Origin of the sequence: Bradyrhizobium sp. (genome assembly GCF_035570375.1) — a bacterium.
Taxonomy (GTDB): Bacteria; Pseudomonadota; Alphaproteobacteria; order Rhizobiales; family Xanthobacteraceae; genus Bradyrhizobium.
Map to the genome: position 1 here is coordinate 42,963 of NZ_DATMLW010000194.1, position 6,502 is coordinate 49,464.

A 6,502-nucleotide genomic window follows, 5' to 3' on the forward strand; every position below is an offset into this window, starting at 1 on the left:
GGAGCTTGTCATGAAACTGAGCAGCCTTGTCGCTGCAGCAGCACTGGTTTTTGCCGGCAATGCAAGTGCGGCCGAACCGATCAATTGGCAACGCTATATCGTCGCAGAAACCGGTGCGAGCGTCGATATTCCGACTTCGGTCTTCACGGAAGATGCGGGTAAACCGGAAGGCGCCTACGGCAAGCAATTTCTGACCTCGGATGGACGTGCCAATCTGACCATTGAATCGCTGACAAATGAGGCCCGAGACTCGCCGGCCACGTTTCTCGCCAAGCGAAACCCGCCGAAAGACATCGTCTACAAGAAAATCACGTCGCGTTTTTTCGTGGTATCGAGCTTCCGCAACGACAAGATCTGGTACGACCGCTGCAACTTCGCCGCTTCCTTGGTCAATTGCGTCTTGATCAATTACCCGGCCGCCGAAAAACGTGGCTGGGATGGCATTGTCACCCGCATCAGCAATACCCTCGCCAGTGGAAACCTTCAGGGAACCGGATCGGGTGGCGGCGACTTAACGCTCGGGACCGTCGCCCGCCGTTAACAACGACGGCGCATGTCGCGGATAGCCAAAGGCCCCTGGGACCCGCTGTTCAAAACGAGCGCACGCGCGGATAGCCAAAGGTGACGGTCTCCCGTCGAAGCCATCTCGCCCAGCAAAGCCGATTTCCGGTCAGTGCCGGAAGATGCCGCCTACCACGCCGCCAATAAATGAAACGGGATTGGGCGGACCGCCGCCGCCCCGGCGTCGGCGGCGTGAGGAACTATCCGTATCTTCGCTTGAACTTGTCTGTGTCGCTGCGACGGGTTCGGACAAAAGCGCCTTGTGCTGGAGCTTGTTGAGATAGCCGCTGCTGGGATAGCCGCGCGCGGCTTGCCAGCGGGTAATCACACTGCGTGTTTCATCATCGAATTTTCCCGTCACTCTGGTGTCGAAGCCGAGACCCGTCAGACGCTTCTGCACATCGCGCCGCTGTACCCTGTTGAGCTTGATCTGGTCTTCCGTCGTCTGACTGGCTTCCTCGGTGAAGGTGGCCGGATCGACGCCGGCCGACAGATGGGCCCTGGCAGTGGACGTGGAGAACGAGATGCAGATCAGGGAAAGAATGACGATCACGTAGCGCATCTTGATCCCCTCGACAGATTCGCTTTTGCAACGCTGCGCTTAAGACTACACGAGAAATTGCGCCCGGCTCCAGAAAATCCGTCTGCTTCAACCTTGGCGTGATCTGGATATCCGCATCGCTTCGAAAGTGGATGCGAAAGGGGGTAGGCGGAACGCCTTCAGCTCCCCACCCGCACCAGCCGTGCAGCGGAGGGTTTCAGGTTGAGCAGGTTGCCCGTTAGGATCAGGGCTGCGCCGAGGACCGTGAACATATCAAGCTGCTCCGAATAGATCAGCCAGCCGGCTGCGGCGGTCAGCGGAACGCGCAGGAAATCCATCGGCAGTACGATCGTGGCGTCGGCATAGAGCATCGCGCGTGCCATGCAGAAATGAGAAAATGTGCCGCTGATGGCAACCATGATCAGGCAGAGCCAGATATAGAGCGACGGCCATTTCCACACATAAAGCGATGGCAGGAGGCCGGCCACCGACTGGATCACCATCATCCAGAACACAATCGCCACCGCCGCTTCGGTGCGGGTCAGCGACTTCATCATCGCAACCGAGGTGCCAAATCCCACCGCCGCCGCAAACGCGATCAGTTGACCCGGATTGATCTCGCCAGTCGCCGGGCGGACGATGACAAGCACGCCGACAAGACCGAGCGCAATCGCGGTTATTTTCCAGATCGTCATGCGCTCGCCCAGGAAACTTGCGGCCAGGATCGCCGTCCAGATCGGCATGGTGAATTCGATCGACACCACCTGTCCCAGCGGAATCAGGGTCAGCGAGAAAAACCAGCCGAGCTGTGCGGCGTAGTGGATGAGATTGCGCGCGAGATGGGCCAAAGGCCGCGACGTCTTCAAGGTCGCAAAGCCGCCGTAGAGGCGGATCAGCGGATAAAGCAGGACGATCCCCAGGACGGTGCGCACCTCCATGATCTGAAAGACGTTGAGTTCCCGCGTTGACTCACGGCCGGCTACCGCCATGACCAGCATCAGGCCGAGCCAGCCCGCCATCCACAACGCGGCCCTTGATTTCGAAGGTGCAGGGTTCATCGGTGGGGGTGACAAGACATGGCGGAACGTCTGCGTGAAGCGTGAGCGGACAGGCCGGTATCGGCGACCCAGTGGCGGTTTGCAACGCGCAAATGTGCTGAGGCTGCGATGCCGGTGGCGATGGGGCGAATGCGTTGGCTTCGAGCGCGAGAAATTCCGGCTCGACATTCTCAAACGTGCCGTGCACATCTATGCGCAAGAAGCCCTGGAGGAACTACTCATGCGCATCCTGCAACCGGCTGACTGGTCGAAACCGCGCGGCTTTTCGCATGGGGTTACCGTCGATGGCCCGGGCCGATGGATCGTGCTGGCCGGCCAGACCGGCGGCGACGACAAGGGCGAATATCAAGCGGACCTGGCCGGGCAGGTTGCGGTCGCATTGCGGCGGATAGTCCGCTTGCTCGAGGAGGCGGGAGCCGGGCCACAGCACATCGTCCGCCTGACCTGGTATTTGACCAGCCGGAGCGAATACGAGACTGCAGGCGCAGGCATCGCCTCGGCCTGGCGCGAGACGATCGGCAAGAATTTTCCGCCCTCGACGCTGCTTTATATTGACGGCCTGGTCGATGTCCGCGCCAAGGTCGAGATCGAAGTCACCGCGTTTGTCCCACCCGCTTAAACGGAGCGGAAACGACGGCGAAAAAATCCCCGCCGGCTCGCCGGCGGGGATTTCTGTCCGGCTGATCTGAGTTGGCTCAGGACTTGCTCAGGACTTGCTCAGGACTCGCTCAGGATTTGGACAGCGAAATCGAAGCGCCCCTGAACACGCTCTCGGCCCTGATCACGACGGACTGTTTGGTGCCGCGCGTGGTCAGCGTGATGTTGGCGGTAAATCCGGGAGCGCTGGCGACGACCTGGAAAACGCCGCCACCCGAGCGTCCTTCAAGATTGCCGTTGATGTTGCGGCTGGTTTCGCTCCAGGTGCCGGCAACGGCCGAGCCCTGGGCGACGACGTTGCTGGTCAAATTGAATTTGTAGGCGTCGCTGGCGCAGGTCAGCGTCTGCTGCAAACCATTTCCGCCCGCACCGACCGCGTAGGTGGCGCGGCACCGAATTCGTTCGGTCGAGCCGTCATCCAGCGTGACCGTGCCGCCGCCGGACCAAACTCCGGCCATGCCGGCAAACGGCCCCGATTGCGCGTGGCTTGTCGAGCCCCATAGCGCGGCCACCAGCAGCGCGGCGACGGCGAATATCAGCCGCCGGGCGTCGACGAGGATTTTTTGATGGGTGTTGTTGTCGCGAGGCTTTCGACCGGCCGCTGCACGATAGTTCCGCAAATGCTCCATTGCACTCCCCCGTTCAGCGTGGCGACTTTTCCGTCGTGGCATATGCACTATTGATCGACAAAAGCACAAGCCCTCCGCGACCAATACCGCCGCAGACATCGTGTCGCGGGAACCGAAATGCCAGTGCGGCGACGTCGTTATTATTCGTTTGCGGCACGGGTTGAAATCTTGTTCTGTCGTGCAATGAAAAATCGATACGATGCAAACGGTTATGAAGGGTTGATGAAAAATCGAGAGATCGATAATTCTAGTCGGTAATGCGGGGTGCGTTGGTTGCGAATTGCTCGTCCTGGGGTTTGCCGGGAAGGGCGTGGTAGGTATTGGCGTAGTCGATCATTTCGCCCAGCAGTCTCAGGCCCAATGGCGCCAGCGCGCGCTCCCACAATTCCCGCGCGGTTTCGCCCTTTTTGACGAAACACCAGTCCTGCACCGCGATCGCGCCGGCATCCATGCGATCGGCGAGGTGATAGACAGTGCCGCCGGCGATCGGATCCTTTTCGCGGATCGTCCACTCGACCGCAGCGAGGCCGCGATGCCTGGGTAAAAGCGAGGGATGGTATCCGATACCGCCGAGTTTGGCCGCGGCCAGCGCCTCCCGGCTGACGCGGGCATGGCTGTGCGCGGTAACGATGAGATCGGTGTCGTCTGCGATTTCGCTAGCCGCCACCAGTTTCGGATTGCCCTGGACGACGACATCGATCCCGGCCGCTCGGGCTGCGCCCGCGAGCCGGTCATCGGCATCGGCAACGACAACCCTGACAACGTCGACACCGCGCTGGCGCAGCATGTCCAGGGCAGTCACGCCGAAATGGCGGGAGCCGACGAGGGTGATCCGCATGGTGTTTCTTCCGTCCGGGAGTTGCCTGTTGTCCGTCGTTAACACGCTGTCGAGCGTTGTCACGCCATCGGCCAAAGGTGACGGCGGGTTATCAACAGGACCAGGCGAGGCGTGCGTGTGGCAAAATCATACGAAGGTCGGCACCGGGACACTAGTGCTCCGATTCCGAAGTTCGCAAACATGCGCGGCGACCTCTGAGGCGAACTTCGGAATCAAAGGAGCACTAGCAAGTTAATGTTTCTAGTGCGGTTTTTGAATTCGAAGTTCCTACGACGAGATTGCAGCAACACTGATAGGAACTTCGAATTCACCGCACTAGCGCGACGAAAATTTCGGAATCTTCTCCGCGAATCCGTTGAAGCATTTTAAGCGCTCGTCTTCCTCCTTGACGTAACGGCAATCCACCACGCCGTTCGCAGGTCCCGCCTTCTTGGGCTTTGGCTTCGGCGGAATGACCGCGTCGTAGCAGTCCAGCCGGTCCTTCGTCTCGTCGTCGATCTCAAGGCAAGCCAAGAGCTTCTCCGCCAAGGATTTCGGAGGGCCGTGCTGCTTTGAATGTGCCGGCGGCTTTCCGTCGGCTGGCGGAGGGCTGCCTTGCGCAAATGCAGCCGTCGCGTGCAGCAATACGACCAGCGCGAGCATCTTTTTCATGTCGATTTCCCCATTGCCGTCGCAATTAGCTCTACAAGGCACGTGGTGGGGATGGCAACACGAAGAAATGATGGGATGAGCGGCAAATCCGGCCCAAAACAGGCGATTTGGCGGAACCCGGCAACACAAAAGGCCCAAAATTGTCTGCAACGGGTGGGACGGGCCTTGGTCACCGTGGCTTTTGCGGTGGCGGTGATCCAGTGTGCCCACTAGGAATCGTCGAGGTGGCAGTGGAGCAAATATCAACATGAGCACGGTCAAACGTTCTCGCATCATCCTACCCCTGGTTTCGATCGTATCCGTCCTTGCGCTGTCTGCGCATGCGGAGGAGGGCAGAGGGCCGCCTCAGGGCCAGCCGGGAGTCCAGGGTCACCCGGCTCCGCCTCGCGGGGGGCAGGCACAGGTCCGTGGACCGCAGGGTGAGGCACGCTATGCGCGAATGGGCTTGGCGCAACGCAATTTCGGCGGACATGCCTATCACGGCCGTCTGGCCTGGGAGGGCGGACGCTGGCGCCAGGAAACCCACAACGGCCGTTATGGCTGGTGGTGGGATGTCGGCGGCGTCTGGTATTTCTACCCGCAGCCGATGGAAGGTCCGCCCACCTATGTTTCGGAGGTCGAGTTCCTGGACGATGTCGGCGGGCCTCCGGTCGCAGCCGGTTATCCGGCGGGACCGCCGGTGGCCTATGCGCCGCCTCCGCCTCCGCCGCCACCCCCTGCGCCGGACCCGGCCGCAAGCGCGGTCGGCGGTGCGATCGTCGGTGGGCTGCTCGGCGGCATCCTGACCGGCCGTCCGGGCGGTGCGGCTGTGGGTGCGATCGCCGGCGGCACCGCCGGCGCGATTTCCGGCGCGGTCGCTGCCAGCCGTCAAGGCTACTATCTCGCTCAAGGCAATTGCTATTACCGGTATCCATCGGGACAATACGTCCTGGTCGATCCCCGCACCTGTTATTGAAGCAAAGTTGATGCCTTCCAGCCCTTCGCTCTGCCGGCACCCGGCGGCGAAGGGCTTTGCTTTTCGACGTTGCGAAATCTGATCGGCTTTGACTCGCATCAATGTGAAAATTTGCTTCTGGACGTCAGATGAATGGCCGTGCGATTTGACGTTTGCAATCGCAGGGCAGATCGTGCTGCTGCATAGCCGTCGATGCGGAAGCGCTAGTGCGGCGAATTTGAAGTTCCTATCGGTATCGCGAAGTGCGTGATAGGAACTTCAAATTCAAAGCCGCTACTCAAACCAAAAAGTTGCTGGAGGTCCTTTGATTCCGAAGTTCGCATCAGAGGTCGCCGCGACAGCTTGCGAACTTCGGAATCGGAGCTCTGTTTTCCGGGCGAAACAAGAAGAACGAACCGGCCGAACATGCGAAAGTCAGCCACAACCTCGCTTCCATCCTTGAGCGTACGAATCGATCTCGACGGGATCGGGCGGATCGGGCCGGGCAAGATACTTTTGCTCGAACAAATCCGCTCCCACGGCTCGATCTCCGCAGCCGGCCGGGCGATGAACATGTCCTACAAGCGGGCGTGGGATCTGGTGGACGAGATCAATCACCTCTGCAGACGTGCA

At 60.4% G+C, this 6,502-nt stretch carries 9 protein-coding genes; 4 read left to right on the forward strand and 5 right to left on the reverse strand.

The features are described from left to right. The first annotated feature begins 10 nt into the window (after positions 1–10). The gene (locus tag VNX23_RS20570) at positions 11–541 is read left to right on the forward strand and encodes a hypothetical protein (RefSeq protein ID WP_325633010.1); all 531 of its coding nucleotides are present in this window, start codon (positions 11–13) and stop codon (positions 539–541) included. A 129-nt stretch (positions 542–670) separates the two neighbouring features. On the opposite strand, the gene VNX23_RS20575 is transcribed toward VNX23_RS20570, so the two are convergent. Both VNX23_RS20575 and VNX23_RS20580 read right to left on the reverse strand, forming a co-directional pair. Then, entirely contained in the window at positions 671–1,123 is a 453-nt protein-coding gene (locus VNX23_RS20575; protein WP_414643039.1) for a peptidoglycan-binding domain-containing protein, read from the reverse strand. Positions 1,124–1,281: 158 nt separating this feature from the next. Continuing rightward, positions 1,282–2,160, reverse strand: a complete 879-nt coding sequence (locus VNX23_RS20580) for a DMT family transporter (protein ID WP_325633012.1) — start codon at positions 2,158–2,160, stop codon at positions 1,282–1,284. Positions 2,161–2,380: 220 nt separating this feature from the next. Between VNX23_RS20580 and VNX23_RS20585 the strand changes: the two genes are divergently transcribed. Further along, the gene (locus VNX23_RS20585) at positions 2,381–2,779 is read left to right on the forward strand and encodes a RidA family protein (RefSeq protein WP_325633025.1); all 399 of its coding nucleotides are present in this window, start codon (positions 2,381–2,383) and stop codon (positions 2,777–2,779) included. Between the two features lie 109 nt (positions 2,780–2,888). On the opposite strand, the gene VNX23_RS20590 is transcribed toward VNX23_RS20585, so the two are convergent. The 3 genes from VNX23_RS20590 to VNX23_RS20600 form a co-directional block, all read right to left on the reverse strand. Next, complete coding sequence (locus VNX23_RS20590) at positions 2,889–3,446, reverse strand: hypothetical protein (RefSeq protein WP_325633014.1); 558 nt, start codon at positions 3,444–3,446, stop codon at positions 2,889–2,891. 247 nt (positions 3,447–3,693) lie between these two features. Next, positions 3,694–4,284, reverse strand: coding sequence for a formyltransferase family protein (locus tag VNX23_RS20595; protein ID WP_325633016.1), 591 nt, complete (start codon positions 4,282–4,284; stop codon positions 3,694–3,696). Between the two features lie 315 nt (positions 4,285–4,599). Continuing rightward, positions 4,600–4,935, reverse strand: coding sequence for a hypothetical protein (locus VNX23_RS20600; RefSeq protein ID WP_325633018.1), 336 nt, complete (start codon positions 4,933–4,935; stop codon positions 4,600–4,602). Between the two features lie 247 nt (positions 4,936–5,182). Here VNX23_RS20600 and VNX23_RS20605 point away from each other — a divergent pair, with 247 nt between their 5' ends. Further along, on the forward strand, positions 5,183–5,890 hold the full coding sequence (locus VNX23_RS20605) for a hypothetical protein (protein WP_325633020.1): 708 nt from the start codon (positions 5,183–5,185) through the stop codon (positions 5,888–5,890). 405 nt (positions 5,891–6,295) lie between these two features. Continuing rightward, the coding region (locus VNX23_RS20610; RefSeq protein ID WP_414643040.1) for a winged helix-turn-helix domain-containing protein at positions 6,296–6,502 on the forward strand (207 nt) is incomplete at its 3' end.

Excerpts from the sequence above, each read along its gene's own strand:
- VNX23_RS20570 (WP_325633010.1), top strand. The coding sequence starts at position 11 with ATGAAACTGAGCAGCCTTGTCGCTGCAGCAGCACTGGTTTTTGCCGGC.
- VNX23_RS20575 (WP_414643039.1), bottom strand. The coding sequence starts at position 1,123 with ATGCGCTACGTGATCGTCATTCTTTCCCTGATCTGCATCTCGTTCTCC.
- VNX23_RS20580 (WP_325633012.1), bottom strand. The coding sequence starts at position 2,160 with ATGAACCCTGCACCTTCGAAATCAAGGGCCGCGTTGTGGATGGCGGGC.
- VNX23_RS20585 (WP_325633025.1), top strand. The coding sequence starts at position 2,381 with ATGCGCATCCTGCAACCGGCTGACTGGTCGAAACCGCGCGGCTTTTCG.
- VNX23_RS20590 (WP_325633014.1), bottom strand. The coding sequence starts at position 3,446 with ATGGAGCATTTGCGGAACTATCGTGCAGCGGCCGGTCGAAAGCCTCGC.
- VNX23_RS20595 (WP_325633016.1), bottom strand. The coding sequence starts at position 4,284 with ATGCGGATCACCCTCGTCGGCTCCCGCCATTTCGGCGTGACTGCCCTG.
- VNX23_RS20600 (WP_325633018.1), bottom strand. The coding sequence starts at position 4,935 with ATGAAAAAGATGCTCGCGCTGGTCGTATTGCTGCACGCGACGGCTGCA.
- VNX23_RS20605 (WP_325633020.1), top strand. The coding sequence starts at position 5,183 with ATGAGCACGGTCAAACGTTCTCGCATCATCCTACCCCTGGTTTCGATC.